Origin of the sequence: Streptomyces chartreusis (assembly GCF_008704715.1) — a bacterium.
GTDB lineage: Bacteria > Actinomycetota > Actinomycetes > Streptomycetales > Streptomycetaceae > Streptomyces > Streptomyces chartreusis.
This window is the reverse complement of the sequence record NZ_CP023689.1, coordinates 3,832,148-3,847,974: the sequence shown is the minus strand read 5'-3', so window position 1 is coordinate 3,847,974 and position 15,827 is coordinate 3,832,148. Positions and strand designations below refer to the sequence as shown.

General features: G+C 70.0%; 13 protein-coding genes. 12 read left to right on the top strand and 1 reads right to left on the bottom strand.

Going from position 1 to position 15,827, the window contains the following annotated elements:
- The first annotated feature begins 78 nt into the window (after nucleotides 1-78).
- From CP983_RS16290 to CP983_RS16275, 4 genes are all read left to right on the top strand, one after another.
- Nucleotides 79-1,392, top strand: a complete 1,314-nt coding sequence (locus tag CP983_RS16290) for a DUF6716 putative glycosyltransferase (protein ID WP_150500117.1) — start codon at nucleotides 79-81, stop codon at nucleotides 1,390-1,392.
- Nucleotides 1,393-1,457: 65 nt separating this feature from the next.
- A complete protein-coding gene (locus CP983_RS16285) occupies nucleotides 1,458-2,711 on the top strand; it encodes an N-acylneuraminate cytidylyltransferase (protein WP_150500115.1) in 1,254 nt (417 codons plus the stop codon).
- Between the two features lie 14 nt (nucleotides 2,712-2,725).
- On the top strand, nucleotides 2,726-3,664 hold the full coding sequence (locus CP983_RS16280) for an N-acetylneuraminate synthase family protein (protein ID WP_030967084.1): 939 nt from the start codon (nucleotides 2,726-2,728) through the stop codon (nucleotides 3,662-3,664).
- 142 nt (nucleotides 3,665-3,806) lie between these two features.
- Nucleotides 3,807-4,877, top strand: coding sequence for a hypothetical protein (locus CP983_RS16275; RefSeq protein WP_107903791.1), 1,071 nt, complete (start codon nucleotides 3,807-3,809; stop codon nucleotides 4,875-4,877).
- A 19-nt stretch (nucleotides 4,878-4,896) separates the two neighbouring features.
- On the opposite strand, the gene CP983_RS16270 is transcribed toward CP983_RS16275, so the two are convergent.
- Nucleotides 4,897-5,589 carry a class I SAM-dependent methyltransferase gene (locus CP983_RS16270; RefSeq protein ID WP_150500114.1) on the bottom strand — a complete coding sequence of 231 codons (693 nt, stop codon included), beginning with the start codon at nucleotides 5,587-5,589 and terminating at the stop codon, nucleotides 4,897-4,899.
- 306 nt (nucleotides 5,590-5,895) lie between these two features.
- On the opposite strand from CP983_RS16270, the gene CP983_RS16265 reads away from it, so the two are divergent.
- The 8 genes from CP983_RS16265 (at nucleotide 5,896) to CP983_RS16230 (ending at nucleotide 15,804) form a co-directional block, all read left to right on the top strand.
- Nucleotides 5,896-7,116 carry a M20 family metallopeptidase gene (locus CP983_RS16265; protein WP_150500112.1) on the top strand — a complete coding sequence of 407 codons (1,221 nt, stop codon included), beginning with the start codon at nucleotides 5,896-5,898 and terminating at the stop codon, nucleotides 7,114-7,116.
- A 335-nt stretch (nucleotides 7,117-7,451) separates the two neighbouring features.
- Nucleotides 7,452-8,504, top strand: a complete 1,053-nt coding sequence (locus CP983_RS16260) for a BMP family lipoprotein (RefSeq protein WP_125525037.1) — start codon at nucleotides 7,452-7,454, stop codon at nucleotides 8,502-8,504.
- Between the two features lie 283 nt (nucleotides 8,505-8,787).
- On the top strand, nucleotides 8,788-9,840 hold the full coding sequence (locus CP983_RS16255; protein WP_107903785.1) for a BMP family lipoprotein: 1,053 nt from the start codon (nucleotides 8,788-8,790) through the stop codon (nucleotides 9,838-9,840).
- Nucleotides 9,841-10,058: 218 nt separating this feature from the next.
- Nucleotides 10,059-11,636 carry an ABC transporter ATP-binding protein gene (locus CP983_RS16250; RefSeq protein ID WP_125525038.1) on the top strand — a complete coding sequence of 526 codons (1,578 nt, stop codon included), beginning with the start codon at nucleotides 10,059-10,061 and terminating at the stop codon, nucleotides 11,634-11,636.
- Nucleotides 11,636-12,757, top strand: coding sequence for an ABC transporter permease (locus tag CP983_RS16245; protein WP_125525039.1), 1,122 nt, complete (start codon nucleotides 11,636-11,638; stop codon nucleotides 12,755-12,757). Before CP983_RS16250 ends, CP983_RS16245 begins: the two co-directional genes overlap by 1 nt.
- The gene (locus CP983_RS16240; protein ID WP_125525040.1) at nucleotides 12,754-14,031 is read left to right on the top strand and encodes an ABC transporter permease; all 1,278 of its coding nucleotides are present in this window, start codon (nucleotides 12,754-12,756) and stop codon (nucleotides 14,029-14,031) included. Before CP983_RS16245 ends, CP983_RS16240 begins: the two co-directional genes overlap by 4 nt.
- Nucleotides 14,028-14,435 (top strand): cytidine deaminase, encoded by a 408-nt coding sequence (locus CP983_RS16235; protein WP_030967094.1) that lies wholly within the window; start codon nucleotides 14,028-14,030, stop codon nucleotides 14,433-14,435. Before CP983_RS16240 ends, CP983_RS16235 begins: the two co-directional genes overlap by 4 nt.
- 85 nt (nucleotides 14,436-14,520) lie before the next feature.
- Nucleotides 14,521-15,804 (top strand): thymidine phosphorylase, encoded by a 1,284-nt coding sequence (locus tag CP983_RS16230; protein WP_150500110.1) that lies wholly within the window; start codon nucleotides 14,521-14,523, stop codon nucleotides 15,802-15,804.
- Nucleotides 15,805-15,827: the final 23 nt, after the last annotated feature.

The window sequence follows — 15,827 nt, the reverse complement described above, 5'->3', positions numbered from 1 at the left end:
CGTTAGTCGATGTGCTGTTAACCGTTTGTTGCATTCTGGTTGGTGAGAACCTTGAAATCGCTTCCTAGCGTCAACGACGTGCCAGCAAGTGCGAAGAAGACCCGGCGAGTGGCCGTACTCGCGGATTCCGACACCCGGTGGAAATGGGGCGCGCTCACCGCGAACCGTATCGCTCCGGAGGATTCGGACATCCGTCTGGACGGCTACCTCCTGCGTGGCCGGGCCACCCCCACCGCCCGCCAACTCCAGGAAGTGGGCGTGCACGCCGACTCCCTGAACGAGGTCACCGCCGTCGAGTTCCTGCGCACCATGGCGAAGGAGCAGTACGACGTCCTCGTGCTCGCCCTCGTCGGCGGTGGCGTACAGGCCATGCTGCACGGCCTGAAGCGGGTGTGGGAGGGCCGCTCCGACCGACCCGTCGTCGTCACCGGCTACGTCGGCGTCGTCTACGAGAAGCTCGCCGACGGCCTGCTGCTGCGGCACGGCGCGGACCTCGTCCTCGCCAACTCCCGCCAGGACGCCGAGCGCTTCCGCGCGGTGTACGAGGGAGTCGGCGCCGACGCCTCCTCGGTGACCGAGGTCGCCCTGCCGTTCCTCGGCGGGGAGCCCTACACCGGCGAGCACGACCCGTACACGGTCGTCTTCGCGGCCCAGCCCTCCGTGCCGGACAACCGCAAGGACCGCACGTACCTGCTGAACCGCCTGATCCAGCACGCCCGCAAGCACCCCGAGCGCGAGGTGCTGCTCAAGCTGCGCTCCAAGCCGGGCGAGCACACCACGCACATCGAGGAACTGCCGTACCAGAAGCTCGTCCAGCGGCTCGAACCGCCGGCCAACTTCAAACTGGTGTACGGCAACATGGGCGAGGTCCTCGACCGCACCGACCTGATGGTCACCATCAGCTCCACGGCCGCGCTGGAGTCGCTGCACCGCCGTATCCCCACCGTCGTCCTGACCGACCTCGGCGTGCGCGAGGTGCTCGGAAACCACCACTTCGTGGGATCCGGCTGCCTCGCCTCCTGGGACCAGCTGGACGAGGGACACCGGCCGACGCCCGACGAGGAATGGGTGTCCCGGCAGGGCGTCTGCGCCGACGGTACCTATGGCGCCGCCTTCGACCCGGCCCGCGAGCGCATCGCCAAGCTGCTCGGGCGGCCCGGCGGACTGCCCGCCCTCACGCCGTACTACACGCCGGCCACCGCGCCCGGCTATCTGCCCGGCATCCTCGCCCGCCACCACCTCGGCCCGGACGGCAGCCCGCTGCCCGGCGCCCCCGCCCACGACCGGGAGCCCGGCCCCGTCCGCCAGATAGTGCGCCGGGCGGCACGCGGCGCCTACCGGCACGGCGTGCAGCGCGTGGCGCCCGTCATCCGGCGGATGGGGGAGCTGTGAGCGATCCGACCGGGGCGCCGGGACGCGCCCCGAAGCCTTTGCAAAGAGCCCAAGGAGTGGAGCCCATGTCCAACCCGGAAGCAGGTCAAGGCACTTCGGTGCCCCGCGTGCTCGCCGTCATCCCCGCACGCGGCGGCTCCAAGGGCGTGCCCGCGAAGAACCTGATGCCCGTCGGCGGCGTGCCGCTGGTGGCGCGTGCGGTGCGCGAGTGCCGGGCCTCGCGGCTCGTGACGGACGTCATCGTCTCCACCGACGACCAGGGCATCGCCGCCGCCGCCCGGCAGGCCGGCGCCGAGGTCGTGCTGCGCCCCGCCGCCATCGCCGGCGACACCGCCACCTCCGAGGCCGCCGTCCTGCACGCCATGGACGCCCACGAGACGCTGCACGGCGCCCCCGTGGACGTCGTGCTCCTCGTGCAGTGCACCAGCCCGTTCATCGTCCGCGAGGACATCGACGCCGTGGTCAAGGCCATCGTCGCCAACGGCGCCGACACCTCCCTGACCGTCGCGCCCTTCCACGGCTTCGTGTGGCGCCACGGCGACGACGAGCCCGCGGAGACCGAACGCGCGGCCGCCGGCGGCGGCTTCGGCGTCAACCACGACAAGTCCTTCCGCCCCCGCCGCCAGGACCGCCCCCAGGACTTCCTGGAGACCGGCGCCGCCTACGCGATGAATGCCGGCGGCTTCCGCGAGCACAAGCACCGCTTCTTCGGCCGCACCGAACTCGTGCGCACCGACCCCGCCCGGGTGCTGGAGATCGACGATCCGCACGACCTGGCCCGCGCCCGCGCGCTGGCGCCGCTGTTCGACGCGGACCGTCCCGGCGCCCTCCCGACCACGGACGACATCGACGCGGTCGTACTGGACTTCGACGGCACCCAGACGGACGACAGGGTGCTGATCGATGCCGATGGAAAGGAGTTCGTCTCCGTGCACCGCGGAGACGGCCTCGGCATCGCCGCCCTGCGCAAGAGCGGCCTGAAGATGCTGATCCTGTCCACGGAGCAGAACCCGGTCGTCGCCGCCCGCGCACGGAAGCTGCAGATTCCCGTGCTGCACGGCATCGACCGGAAGGACCTCGCCCTCAAGCAGTGGTGCGAGGAGCAGGGCATCGCGCCTGAGCGCGTGCTCTACGTCGGCAACGACGTCAACGACCTCCCGTGCTTCGCCCTCGTGGGCTGGCCCGTGGCGGTCGCGAGCGCCCACGACGTCGTGCGCGGCGCCGCACGCGCGGTCACGGCCACACCCGGCGGTGACGGCGCAATCCGAGAGATCGCCAGCTGGATCCTCGGCCCCTCTCTCGATTCCCTCACCAAGTAAGGACATCTTCTGCCATGAGCACCTACTCCCGTCTGCGCAACTTCGGTTCCCGTGAGGTCGGCCCGGGCAAGCCGGTCTACATCTGCGGCGAGATCGGCATCAACCACAACGGTGAGCTGGAGAACGCCTTCAAGCTCATCGACGTGGCCGCCGAGGCCGGCTGTGACGCCGTCAAGTTCCAGAAGCGCACCCCGGAGATCTGCACCCCGCGCGACCAGTGGGACATCGAGCGCGACACCCCCTGGGGCCGGATGACCTACATCGACTACCGCCACCGGGTGGAGTTCGGTGAGGACGAGTACCGCCAGATCGACGAGCACTGCAAGAAGCGGGGCATCGACTGGTTCGCCTCCCCGTGGGACACCGAGGCCGTCGCCTTCCTGGAGAAGTTCGACGTCCCCGCCCACAAGGTCGCCTCCGCGTCCCTCACCGACGACGAGCTGCTGCGCGCCCTGCGCGCCACCGGCCGCGCCGTCATCCTCTCCACCGGCATGTCGACGCCGAAGCAGATCCGCCACGCGGTCGAGGTCCTCGGCTCGGACAACATCCTCATGTGCCACGCCACCTCCACCTACCCGGCGAAGGCCGAGGAGCTGAACCTCCGCGCCATCAACACGCTGGAGAAGGAGTTCCCGAACGTCCCGATCGGCTACTCCGGCCACGAGACGGGTCTGCAGACCACCCTCGCCGCGGTCGCGCTCGGGGCGACCTTCGTCGAGCGCCACATCACCCTGGACCGCGCCATGTGGGGTTCGGACCAGGCCGCCTCCGTCGAGCCGCAGGGCCTGACCCGCCTCGTCCGCGACATCCGCACCATCGAGGAGTCCCTCGGCGACGGCGTCAAGAAGGTCTACGACTCCGAGCTCGGCCCGATGAAGAAGCTGCGCCGCGTCGCCGGTGTGGTCGCCGAGGCCGAGATCGCCGCGGCCGCAGGCGAGCCGGTTCAGGTCTGACCCGAACGCACCGAGATCCAATAGTGCACCGAGTCCGAGTGCCCCGAAGCGGGCGCTCGGACTCGGCGCCCCTCAGTGCTCCGTCCACACGAGTGAATACGAGCGCCGCATGAGCGCCTTACGACGGGTAGGTCGTACGTCGATGAGCCCCCGAGCCGGGAACACCGGCCCCCACACTCTCGCCTTCGTCGAGAGCCCGGTACAGCTCCTCAACGTGCTGGAGTGGGCGCACGCCCGCGAGCACGCCCTCGGCGCGGGACTCACCCTCGTCGTCCTCTCCCCGATCGACCCCATGACCCGCGGCCAGCTGCGCCGGATGGCCGAACTGGCGCGCGAGGACGGGCACGAGGTGCGCTGGGAGGAGGCGCGGGGCGGTGCGACAGCGCCGTTCCACACCATCGGCGGCCTCACGGGCCTGCTCCGCAGGGCCGACCGGGTGGTTCTCGGCGACCCGTTCTCCCGCTACGTACAGCTCCTGCTGACGATCACCAAGGCCCGCGACCTCGTCGTCGTCGACGACGGCACCGCGACCATGGAGTTCGTCACCCAGCTCGCCCGCGGTGAGCGGCTGGTGCGCTGGCACCGCAAGGGCGGCCGGCCCGGCCCCCGCGACCTGGTCTTCGCGCCCGTCTCCTCCGCCGCCCGCAAGCGCCTCACCCCGAGCGAGCGCCGCCATGTCGAGATCTTCTCCTCGATGCCGATGGACGCGACGCCCGAGGGCGTGACGGTCACCGCCAACACCTTCGCCTGGACCCGCGACCGCTTCGGGCCGCCCCGCATCACCAAGGGCGCGGACATGGTCGGCACCTCCCTCGTCGAGACCGGCGTGGTCGACGGCGACCGCTACCTGGAGGCGGTCCGCTCCCTGGCCAAGGCGCACGGTGCCACCCGCTACTTCGCCCACCGCCGCGAGAGCGCGGAGAAGCTGCACCGGCTGGCGGTGGAGACCGGCCTGGAGATCGTGCGCCCGGACCTCCCGCTGGAGCTGATCGCCCGGCGCGGCCCCATAGGCCGCACGATCCTGAGCTTCCCGTCGACCGTGGTGCACACCCTGCCGCTGGCCCTGTCCGGCACGGACGTACGCGTCGCGGTCTGCGACATCGACCCCGCCTGGCTGACGGAGAACGCCTCACCCCGCGCCCAGGGCTTCCTGTCCGGGGTGACGGGAACGGCCCGGGACGTGCACCGGCTGTCGGCGGTCAGCGCGGTCTGAGACCGTGCCGGAGGGCGCCTCAGCGCCCTCCGGCAAGAGGCTTCTCGGCGAGGAGGAAGGCGCGCGGGCGCTTCTCCTCGCCGTCCGGCTCCCGCACGGTACGCGCGTACAGCCGCAGCCCCGCGTCGAGCAGGTGTGCGATGACGTGGTCCGGGGTGCGCCAGTGGTAGTCCAGCGCGATCTCCTGCCCGAAGCGCTCGCTCAGGTGCAGCCGGTCCTCGGAGGCGCCGGACTGGAACGCCAGCAGCACCGGGGCACCGGGCCGCAGGACCCGGTGGAACTCGGCGAACGTCCCCGGCAGGTGGTCGTCGGGGACATGGATGAGCGAGTACAGCGCGAGGATCCCGCCCAGCGTCTCGTCCGGAAGGTCCAGCGCGGTCATCGAACCCACGTGGAACCGGAGTTCGGGGTGGGCGCGCCGGGCCAGCGCCACCATCCGGGGCGACAGATCCACACCGAAGACCGGCGTGCCCAGCGCATGCAGATGCGCGGTCACCGAGCCGGGCCCGCTGCCCAGATCGGCGACGGGCGCCGGCGCGTGCTCGCGGGCCAGCTCGGCAAAGGCGCTGACGAGGGACCTGTCCAGCGGGCTGCTGTCGGCCCGCCAGTCGGAGAAACGGTCCGCGTAGGCGGAGGCGATGGCGTCGTACGAGACACGGGTGGCCTCGAGGAAGTCGGCGTACTCGGAGTGCGTGGGGTACTCGGCGGTCACGGGCCGCACCCTAGTGCGGCCGACGGACGGGCGTCCGGGAGTTCACCGGGGGTGTGCGATCCCGACAGGTGAACACAACCGACGGTTCTGTCCGTGGCGTGGTATCCGTGGAGTGTGGAGGGTCGGCATCGTCACTCTCCGTCGATTTCATGATCGACTCGACGGAAAGCCGGGCGAGTTTACCCACCCAAACCGATACCTATGCGTCGGGCGGCCAGATTTTCTTCCCCAAACGGGTTGAACTTTTGTTGATCGAGGGTCAGTTGGCCACCTCGGCGTCCTACCCTTCAGAGGGTGAACCAACTGATGTCTCCAGAGTCCGAGGCCGATCAACCAGGGGAAGCGTTCCTCCCCGGCGCCCTGCCGGAGGCGCTCCGTGCCGAACTCATCGAGTTCCGGCGCGACTTGCACATGCACCCCGAGCTCGGCAACCAGGAGTTCCGTACGACCGCCGCGATCAAGGCCCGCCTGGAGAAGGCCGGTCTGAAGCCGCGTGTGCTCGCCATCGGAACCGGGCTCATCTGTGACATCGGCGAGTTCGACGGCGGACGGCCCATGCTCGCCCTGCGCGCCGACATCGACGCCCTGCCCATCCCGGACACGAAGAGTGAGTGCTCGTACCGCTCGACGGTCCCGGACCGGGCTCACGCCTGCGGCCACGACGTCCACACGGCCGTGGTCCTCGGCGCCGGCCTGGTCCTGGCCGACCTGCTGAGCCGCGGCGAGCTGCCCCGCCCCGTCCGGCTGATCTTCCAGCCCGCCGAGGAGGTGCTCCCCGGCGGCGCCGCCGACGTCGTCGAGTGCGGGGTGCTCGACGGAGTGGGCCGGATCCTCGCCGTGCACTGCGACCCCAAGGTGGACGCCGGGAAGATCGGCCTGCGGCAGGGCGCGATCACCTCGGCCTGCGACCGGCTGGAAATCTCCCTCGACGGTCCCGGCGGGCACACCGCCCGACCCCATCTGACGACCGACCTCGTCACCGCCGCCGCCCGGGTCGTCACCGACGTGCCCGCGCTGGTCGCCCGGCGCACCGACGCCCGCAGCGGTCTCGCCGTGACCTGGGGACGGATCGACTCCGGCCACGCGCCCAACGTCATCCCGCAGCACGCCGAGCTCTCCGGGACCGTGCGCTGCCTGGACCTCGACACCTGGCGGCAGGCGCCGGACCTCGTGGTCGCCGCGATCGACGAGGTCGCCAATCTGCACCGTGCCAAGTCCGAGATCAACTACATCCGCGGTGTCCCGCCCGTGGTCAACGACCCGGCCGCGACCGAGCTGCTGCACGAGGCCATGACGGCCCGCCGGGGCGCCGACTCCGTCGAGAGCACCGAGCAGAGCCTGGGCGGCGAGGACTTCTCCTGGTACCTGGAGCACGTCCCTGGCGCCATGGCCCGCCTCGGCGTCCGCGTGCCGGGCGACCGGGTCGGCCGTGATCTGCACCAGGGCGACTTCGACGTCGACGAGTCGGCCATCACGGCCGGGGTGGAGCTCTTCACCGCGGCGGCGCTCCTCGACGCCGTCGGCTAGCCGGCGCACCCCAGGGCCCCGCCCAGGGGTGCGGCAGCCGCCGGCCACCCGCCCGGCACGGCGTCGCACCCCTGGAGCAGTTCCGGTTGCGGGCGGCGCACGCCGGGGGGAGTCTGGCCGCATGGCCGGCGGTCCTGTGTGTCATCCGGGCGGAGGTTCCTTCGGTGCGTTCGCCCCATGCGTGCCTTTCGATCCGGTGGTTCACAAGGCCGTAACCGGCCATCGGCACGAATGGATAACGGCAGGACGAAACCCCGTTCCCAGGAGTGTCTACGCGCGTTAATGTGCGCCGAACTCAGCACCCACTGCGGGGCTTGGAGAATGGGGACTTCACGATGCGTCGGACATCCAAACTGACCCGTGTCGCGGTGGGGGTCGCGTCGATCGCGCTCGCCGCCACGGCGTGCGGTGGTACCAGCAGCGACAGTGACAGCGGCAGCGACGGCAGCGGCGACACCAAGGGTCTCGCCATCGCGTACGACATCGGCGGCAAGGGCGACCAGTCCTTCAACGACGCCGCCTACGCCGGCCTGCAGAAGGCCCAGAAGGAGTTCGGCTACAAGACGGCCGACATCGAGCCCACCGAGGGCGAGACGGACGCCGACAAGGAGCAGCGGCTGTCCTCCCTCGCCAAGCAGGGCTACAACCCGGTGATCGGCGTCGGCTTCGCCTACGGCCCCGCCATGGAGGCCGTGGCGAAGAAGTACCCGAAGACCACCTTCGGCATCGTCGACTCCGTCGTCGAGGGCGAGAACGTCGCCTCCCTCGTCTTCGCCGAGCAGGAGGCCTCCTACCTCGCCGGTGTCGCGGCCGCCAAGGCCACCAAGAGCAACATCGTCGGCTTCGTCGGCGGCGTGGACGTGCCGCTGATCCACAAGTTCGAGGCCGGCTACAAGCAGGGCGTCCAGGACACCAACCCCAAGGTCAAGGTCCTGTCGCAGTACCTGACGCAGACCGCGGAAGAGGGTGGCTTCTCCAGCCCGGACAAGGGCAAGGCCGCCGCCGAGGGCCAGATCGAGAAGGGCTCCGACGTCGAGTACGCCGCCGCCGGTCTCTCCGGCCAGGGCGTGATCGAGGCCGCCTCGAAGGCCAAGGTCTGGGCGATCGGTGTCGACTCCGACCAGTTCAAGCAGGCGGCGCTCGCCAACTACAAGAACTCCATCCTGACCTCCGCCCTCAAGGACGTCGGCGGTGCGGTCTTCACGCTGGCCAAGTCCGTCGAGGACGGCAAGCCGCTGACCGGCGTCCAGACCTTCGACCTGAAGGTCAACGGTGTGGGCCTGTCCGAGTCGAACCCGGAGTTCGCGAAGATCCCGGGCCTGACCGACGCCGTGGCGAAGGCCAAGGAAGGCATCATCGACGGCTCCATCAAGGTCAAGACCGAGTAGTCGCGGTCACAGCGCAGAAGGGCGGGCGGGCATCCGAGCGGATGCCCGCCCGCTCGGCTTTTCCCAGGTCGGCGTGGATCACCCGCAGCCCTGTGCGCTTTGCTGCCGGCAAGCCCTTGGTCAAGGCCGTGAGTGGAGTTGGCCACGGGGGGATAACAAGGTGTACAGAAGGGGTTTCCTGGGAGGTCTACGCGCGTTACTCTGCGGCGAAAGCCAGCGCCGTAGCTGTGAAGCCGTCCCGAGCTGTACCGTCCGGCGCTTGTACCGACAGGAGTCACCACACATGCGCCGGATTTCCCGGATCACGGTCGCAGGCGCAGCGACCGCCTCTCTGGCCCTCGCGCTCTCCGCCTGCGGCGGCACCTCGACCGAGGCGTCCTCCTCGGACTCGAAGGGCGGCGACAAGGGCCTCGCCATCGCCTACGACGTCGGCGGCAAGGGCGACCAGTCCTTCAACGACGCCGCGTTCGCGGGCCTGGAGCAGGCGAAGAAGGAGTTCGGGTACGCGACGCAGGACGTCGAGCCCACCGAGGGCGAGACGGACGCCGACAAGGAGCAGCGACTGGTGTCGCTGGCCAAGCAGGGCTACAACCCGGTCATCGGCATCGGCTACGCGTACGCCGCCGCCGTCAAGGGTGCCGCGGAGAAGTTCCCGGACACCACCTTCGGCATCGTGGACGACTCCACCGTCGAGTCGAAGAACGTCGCCGACCTGGTCTTCTCCGAGGAGCAGGCCTCGTACCTGGCCGGCGTCGCCGCCGCCAAGAGCACCAAGACGAACACGGTCGGCTTCGTGGGCGGCGTGGACATCCCGCTGATCCACAAGTTCCAGGCCGGCTTCGAGCAGGGCGTCAAGGACACCAACCCGCAGGCCAAGGTCCTGTCCCAGTACCTCACGCAGACCGCGGAGGAGGGCGGCTTCTCCAGCCCCGACAAGGGCAAGTCCGCCGCCGAGGGCCAGATCGAGAAGAAGGCCGACGTCGTCTACGCCGCCGCCGGTCTGTCCGGTCAGGGCGTCATCGAGGCCGCCGCCGCCAACAAGGTGTGGGCCATCGGTGTCGACTCCGACCAGTACACGCAGGAAGCCCTTGCCAAGTACAAGGACTCCATCCTGACCTCGGCGATGAAGGACGTCGCCAAGGCGGTCTACAACCTGGCGAAGTCGGTCGAGGACGGTAAGCCCGAGACCGGTATCGTTCGTGGCGATCTGAAGTCCGGCGAGGTGAGCCTGTCGAACTCCAACCCGAAGTTCGCGGACGACGCCGAGGTCCAGGAAGCCATCAAGACGGCCAAGGAGAAGATCATCAGCGGCGAGATCAAGGTCAAGACCAGCTGATTGCAGTAACACCCTGAGCAGCGGTAACCCCGGGGTTACGTCCGCTCGACGGGGTACGGGGAGGCCTTCCGAGGTTTTCTCCGTACCCCGTTGTTCGCGGTGCGTCGACCCCTTTCAGGCCATAGGGGCGCTACGCGCGTAGACGACCCCCGTCTCCAGGAGAGTGCGCCATCAACGCGTCCAGCAGCCCTCCGGCCGGCGCGGCGGTCAACGAATCGGTGACCGCCGTCGAACTCGCCGGGATCACCAAGCGTTTCCCCGGCGTCGTGGCCAACCACGACATCCACCTCACCGTCCGCAAGGGCACCGTCCATGCCCTCGTCGGCGAGAACGGCGCCGGCAAGTCGACTCTGATGAAGATCCTCTACGGCATGCAGAAGCCGGACGAGGGCACCATCGCGATCGACGGCCGGCAGGTCACCTTCTCGTCGCCGGCCGACGCCATCGTCCGCGGCATCGGCATGGTCCACCAGCACTTCATGCTCGCGGACAACCTCACCGTCCTCGAGAACGTCGTCCTCGGCAGCGAGAAGCTCTACGGCATCGGCGCCAAGGCCCGCCGCAAGATCAAGGAGATCTCCGAGCGCTACGGCCTCGGCGTGGAGCCCGACCGCCTGGTCGAGGAGCTCGGCGTCGCCGCCCGCCAGCGCGTGGAGATCCTCAAGGTCCTCTACCGCGGCGCCACCACGCTCATCCTCGACGAGCCGACGGCCGTCCTGGTGCCGCAGGAGGTCGACGCGCTCTTCGACAACCTGCGCGAGCTCAAGGCCGAGGGCCTGTCGGTCATCTTCATCTCCCACAAGCTGGGCGAGGTGCTCTCCGTCGCCGACGAGATCACCGTCATCCGCCGCGGCACCACGGTCGGCACCGCCGTCCCCGCCGAGACGACGCCCCGTCAGCTCGCCGAGATGATGGTCGGCAGCGAGCTGCCGACGCCGGAGACCGCCGAGTCCACGGTCACCGACCGCCCGGTCATCACCGTCGACAAGCTGCGCCTGGAGGCAGCCGGCGGCAAGGCCCTGCTGGACGACATCACCTTCACCATCCACGCGGGCGAGGTCCTGGGCATCGCCGGCGTCGAGGGCAACGGCCAGACCGAACTGGTCGACGCCCTCATCGGCCTCAAGGGCGCCGACTCCGGCACGATCACCCTCGTCGAAGAGGAGATCACCGGCTGGACCACCCGCAAGCGCCGGCAGCAGGGCATCGGCTACATCCCCGAGGACCGCCACCGGCACGGTCTGCTCCTGGAGGCCCCCCTCTGGGAGAACCGCATCCTCGGCCACGTCACCGAGAAGCCGCTCGCCAAGGGCGTATGGCTGGACCCGAAGGCCGCGCAGGAGGACACCCGCCGCATCGTCGAGGCGTACGACGTCCGCACGCCCGGCATCGACGTCACCGCCGCCTCCCTGTCCGGCGGCAACCAGCAGAAGCTGATCGTCGGCCGCGAGATGAGCCACACCCCGCGCTTCCTGATCGCCGCGCACCCCACCCGCGGTGTGGACGTCGGCGCGCAGGCCGCGATCTGGGACCACATCCGCGAGGCCCGCCGCGAGGGCCTGGCCGTGCTGCTGATCTCCGCCGACCTGGACGAGCTGATCGGCCTGTCCGACACCCTTCGCGTGATCTACAACGGCAAGCTGGTCGCGGACGCCGACCCGGCCACCGTCACGCCGGAGGAACTGGGCTCGGCGATGACCGGTGCCGCGACAGGGCACCTCGAGCACGACGACACGACCCCCGAGACTCCCGACCTGAACAAGTCCCCCGAGTCCGGCGAAGACGAGGCCCGCTGATGAAGAAGTTCGACAAGGAGCGCGTGCTCCTCGCGGTGGCCGGCCCGGTCATCGCGCTCGCCGTGGCCTTCGTGCTCACCGCGATCGTGCTGCTCGCCTCGGGCAAGAGCCCGGTCGAGCCGTACGCCCTGATGTTCGAGCAGCTCGGCTTCTCCGACATCCAGGTGCTGATCATCAATCAGGCCTCGCTGTACTACATCGCGGCCCTCGCGGTGGCCATCGGCTTCCGGATGAACCTGTTCAACATCGGCGTCGACGGCCAGTACCAGCTCGCCGCCATGATGGCCGCCGTCGTCGGCGCCCACGCGAACCTGCCGGCCGTCCTCCAGGTCCCGCTGCTGATCCTCACCGCCGTCTGCACCGGCGCCTTCTGGTCCGGCATCGCCGGCATCCTCAAGGTCACCCGCGGCGTCAGCGAGGTCGTCGCGACGATCATGCTGAACGCGATCGCCACCTCCGTCATCGCCTACCTGTGGCTGCCGAACGTCTTCGGCGTCAAGGTCGGCAACAACAACACCACCGGCGAGATGCACGAGTCCGGCTGGGTCTCCGGCATCAGCATGGGCGACGCCGGCGAGATCTACGGCCTGGTCTTCCTCGCCGTGCTGCTCGGCATCGCCTACTGGGTCGTCCTCAACCGCACCCGCTTCGGCTTCGACCTGCGTGCCTCCGGCGCCTCCGAGACCGCCGCCGCGGCCAGCGGCGTCGACCCCAAGCGGATGGTGCTCACCGCCATGCTGCTCTCCGGCGGCATCGCGGGCATGGCCGGTCTGCCGATCCTGCTCGGCGACACCCACACCTACAGCCTCAACTTCCCCACCGGCATCGGCTTCCTCGGCATCGGCATCGCCCTGCTCGGCCGTAACAGCCCCGTTGGCATCGCGTTCGCCGCCCTGCTGTGGGCCTGGCTCGACAAGGCATCGCCCGAGCTGGACTTCCACGGCTACGACAAGGAGATCGCGGTCATCATGCAGGGCCTGATCGTGCTCTCGGTCGTCGTCTCCTACGAGGCCGTACGCGAATGGGGCCTGCGCCGCCAGCAGCGCCGCGTCGGCGCGGAACTGGCAGCCGGTCACGTCCTCGGCGCCGACAACAACAAGAAGGAGGTGGCCGGCCGATGACCACCCCGCAGACCTCAGCGGTCGACGTCAACCAGCCCACGCTGCAGCCCGCGGCGCCGACCGGCCGCCGCCTGTCGTGGCAGGTCCTGCTGCTGGTCATCGCCGGAGCCCTGGCGCTGACCTCGATCGTCCGCATCATCACCGGCGCCGACGGCATCACCAACGTCAGCCAGATGTCCACCGCGCTCCAGCTCGCCGTGCCGATCGGCCTCGCCGGTCTCGGCGGTCTGTGGGCGGAGCGGGCCGGCGTCGTCAACATCGGCCTCGAGGGCATGATGATCCTCGGCACCTGGTTCGGCGCCTGGGCCGGCTTCCAGTGGGGCCCGTGGACCGGTGTCGTCGTCGGCATCCTCGGTGGCTGCATCGGCGGCATCCTGCACGCCATCGCCACCGTCACCTTCCGCGTCAACCACATCGTCTCCGGTGTGGCGATCAACATCCTCGCGCTCGGCATCACCCGCTATCTCGCGCCCCTCGCCTTCGAGGGCCACGCGGGCGGCTCCGCCAAGCAGTCCCCGGCGGTCGACACCCTCGGCCACTTCACCGTGCCGGGCCTGTCCGACGGCCTGCGGGACCTGAACAACAACGGCTGGTTCTTCATCTCGGACATCGCCGGCCTGCTCGGCGGCCTGGTCACCAACGTCTCCTGGCTGACCCTGATCGCCGTGGCGCTGATCCCCGGCACCTGGTGGATCCTGTGGCGCACCGCCTTCGGCCTGCGCCTGCGCTCCTGCGGCGAGAACCCGATCGCGGCCGAGTCCCTCGGTGTCAACGTCTACAAGTACAAGTACATCGCCGTGATCATCTCCGGCGGCCTCGCCGGTCTCGGTGGTGTCTTCCTCTCCATCGTGGCCAACCCCTTCTACCTGGAGGGCCAGGTCAGCGGCCGCGGCTACATCGGCCTCGCCGCGATGATCTTCGGCAACTGGATGCCGGGCGGCCTCGCCCTGGGCGCCGGCCTGTTCGGCTACACCGACAGCCTCAACCTGCGCGGCGGCTCCCAGAACGTCCACGCCCTGCTGCTGCTCGGCGCCCTCCTGCTGATCATCGGCGCCATCTGGCTGGTGATCCGCAAGAACTACGCCTCGTCGACGATCACCGCGGTCATCGGTGCCCTGGTGTACACCTGGTACGTCACCACCAACGAGGTGCCCAACCAGGTCGTCTCCGCCACGCCGTACGTCGTCACGCTCATCGTCCTCACCTTGTCCGCGCAACGCCTGCGGATGCCGAAGGCGGACGGCCTGCCCTACAAGAAGGGCCAGGGCAAGTGACGCCGGCCGCCTCCCACGACGTCGACTGGGACAAGCTGCGCGCGGCGGCGCTGGACGCCATGTCCCGTGCGTACGCCCCGTACTCCGGCTTCCCGGTCGGCGTGGCGGCCCTGGTCGACGACGGCCGCACGATCACCGGCTGCAACGTCGAGAACGCCTCGTACGGGCTCGCGCTGTGCGCCGAGTGCGGACTGGTCTCGGAACTGCAGAACACGGGGGGCGGCAGGCTGACGCACTTCACGTGCGTGGACGGCAAGGGCGACGTCCTCGTGCCGTGCGGCCGCTGCCGTCAGCTGCTCTTCGAGTTCGGCGGCCCGGAGCTCCTGCTGGAGACCCCGGCGGGCATCCTGCCGCTGTCGGAGATGCTGCCCCAGGCCTTCGGCCCGGGCCACCTGCGCAAGTAATTCCCGTACGGCCCCTCCGAGTCGCCCATGCGACCGGTTCGGAGGGGCCGTACGGCTTCTGGAACCCTCGGAAGGAAGCAAAGCCATGGCCATGGACGCCATCTCCGTCATCCGCAGCAAGCGGGACCGCGGTGAGCTCAGCGACGAGCAGATCGACTGGGTCATCGACGCGTACACCCGCGGGGAGGTCGCCGACTACCAGATGGCCGCCCTCAACATGGCGATCCTCCTCAACGGCATGAACCGCCGTGAGATCGCCCGCTGGACGGCCGCGATGATCGCCTCCGGCGAGCGCATGGACTTCTCGTCCCTGTCCCGCCCGACGGCCGACAAGCACTCCACGGGCGGCGTCGGCGACAAGATCACCCTGCCGCTGGCCCCGCTCGTCGCCGCCTGCGGCGCGGCCGTGCCGCAGCTGTCGGGCCGGGGCCTCGGCCACACCGGCGGCACCCTGGACAAGCTGGAGTCGATCCCCGGCTGGCGGGCGCTCCTGTCGAACGAGGAGATGCTGCACGTCCTCGACACGACCGGCGCGGTGATCTGCGCGGCGGGCGACGGCCTGGCCCCCGCCGACAAGAAGCTGTACGCCCTGCGTGACGTCACCGGCACGGTCGAGGCGATCCCGCTGATCGCCTCCTCGATCATGTCGAAGAAGATCGCCGAGGGCACCGGCTCGCTGGTCCTGGACGTGAAGGTCGGCACGGGCGCCTTCATGAAGACCATCGAGGACGCGCGCGAGCTGGCGTCCACGATGGTGGGCCTGGGCACCGACCACGGTGTGAAGACGGTCGCGCTGCTGACCGACATGGCGACCCCGCTCGGCCTCACGGCCGGCAACGCGCTGGAGGTCAGCGAGTCCGTCGAGGTCCTGGCGGGCGGTGGCCCGGCCGATGTGGTCGAGCTGACGATCGCCCTGGCCCGCGAAATGCTGGACGCGGCCGGAGTGAAGGACGCCGACCCGGCGAAGGCCCTCGCCGACGGCTCGGCGATGGACGTCTGGCGGCGCATGATCGCCGCGCAGGGCGGCGACCCGGACGCGGAACTGCCCGTCGCGCGCGAGCAGCACGTCGTCAAGGCCCCGTCCTCCGGTGTCCTGACCCGCCTCGACGCCTACGACATCGGCGTCGCCGCCTGGCGCCTCGGCGCGGGGCGTGCCCGCAAGGAGGACCCGGTGCAGGCGGGCGCCGGCATCGAGATGCACGCCAAGCCCGGCGACACGGTCACCGAGGGCCAGCCCCTCCTGACCCTCCACACCGACACCCCGGAACGCTTCGACTACGCCCTCCAGTCGCTGACGCAGTCGTACGACATCGCGGCCCCGGGCACGGACTTCACGGCGTCGCCGGTGGTGCTGGAACGCATCGCCTGACACGCCTGAACGTGCGACGGGCC

Coding starts and splice junctions, on each gene's coding strand:
- CP983_RS16265 (WP_150500112.1), top strand. CDS start 5,896: ATGTCTCCAGAGTCCGAGGCCGATCAACCAGGGGAAGCGTTCCTCCCC.
- CP983_RS16280 (WP_030967084.1), top strand. CDS start 2,726: ATGAGCACCTACTCCCGTCTGCGCAACTTCGGTTCCCGTGAGGTCGGC.
- CP983_RS16255 (WP_107903785.1), top strand. CDS start 8,788: ATGCGCCGGATTTCCCGGATCACGGTCGCAGGCGCAGCGACCGCCTCT.
- CP983_RS16230 (WP_150500110.1), top strand. CDS start 14,521: ATGGCCATGGACGCCATCTCCGTCATCCGCAGCAAGCGGGACCGCGGT.
- CP983_RS16275 (WP_107903791.1), top strand. CDS start 3,807: ATGAGCCCCCGAGCCGGGAACACCGGCCCCCACACTCTCGCCTTCGTC.
- CP983_RS16240 (WP_125525040.1), top strand. CDS start 12,754: ATGACCACCCCGCAGACCTCAGCGGTCGACGTCAACCAGCCCACGCTG.
- CP983_RS16245 (WP_125525039.1), top strand. CDS start 11,636: ATGAAGAAGTTCGACAAGGAGCGCGTGCTCCTCGCGGTGGCCGGCCCG.
- CP983_RS16285 (WP_150500115.1), top strand. CDS start 1,458: ATGTCCAACCCGGAAGCAGGTCAAGGCACTTCGGTGCCCCGCGTGCTC.
- CP983_RS16260 (WP_125525037.1), top strand. CDS start 7,452: ATGCGTCGGACATCCAAACTGACCCGTGTCGCGGTGGGGGTCGCGTCG.